Source organism: Bartonella florencae, assembly GCF_000312525.1.
GTDB classification, from domain to species: domain Bacteria; phylum Pseudomonadota; class Alphaproteobacteria; order Rhizobiales; family Rhizobiaceae; genus Bartonella; species Bartonella florencae.
In genome coordinates this window covers 1-756 of sequence record NZ_HE997491.1, presented here as the reverse complement: position 1 = coordinate 756, position 756 = coordinate 1, and the positions used below count along the sequence as shown (strand labels likewise).

Below are 756 nucleotides of genomic sequence, written 5' to 3'. Positions count from 1 at the left end.
CTCCATATCGTAAAAAATAACCGTTGCCAATAGGCTCTATGGAGGCATTTGTGAAGAAACCAGTGTTTATAAATTCCGATGAAATTCTCTTAGTTGTCTGTGAAGATGAAGAGCAAAATCTCGCTAAATATGGTACTTTCTTTGAAGAAAAGGACATTATCAAATTTATCGATCAAGCCGATAATGCAGTGCAAATCTTTCGGGTAGAACCAACTACTAATAGCTGTGAAGATATCTCTGAAGATATCGCAGAATTATACCTTAAAGAATGTGAAGAACAGTGTTTTAACGGCAATATTCCTCACGATTTTATTCTACATAGCTCTGCATACAGTTTTTTTTTAGAAGAAATCGAACAGCAGCGATATGAAGATGAAATGTACGGTACTTATGAACAACAGCACCGTTTAACTCTTTGGGATGTCATTCCAAACTACCCAAGCTATACGGTGCGTTTCTAAAAGCACCCCTTTTTCAAAAAAACACAACACAAACCAATGCCGTTCTTTTCAAGAGCGACAAAGGAATACTCTAACTTAAAGGAAATAAATCATGCAAAAGAAATACGAACTAACTGATGAAATGGAAGAGGTTGACGGACGCACACTTCACCGCATTCGTGCATTAAAACATTTTGATGATGTCAAAGAAGGCGATCTTGGTGGCTGGGTAGAGAGTGAAAGAAATCTTAGCCATGATGACAATTGCTGGATTGGTGATAATGCCAAAGTTTCTGATGATGCCATGGTTTATGGT

The 756-nt window shown here is 37.4% G+C and carries 1 protein-coding gene and 1 pseudogene; both read left to right on the top strand.

Annotated features, from left to right (window positions below; all coding sequences use genetic code 11):
- Positions 1-50 precede the first annotated feature (50 nt).
- On the top strand, positions 51-461 hold the full coding sequence (locus BN202_RS08985; protein ID WP_034988217.1) for a hypothetical protein: 411 nt from the start codon (positions 51-53) through the stop codon (positions 459-461).
- Positions 462-552: 91 nt separating this feature from the next.
- Positions 553-756: pseudogene (locus BN202_RS08980) on the top strand (dATP/dGTP diphosphohydrolase domain-containing protein); the annotation flags it as partial.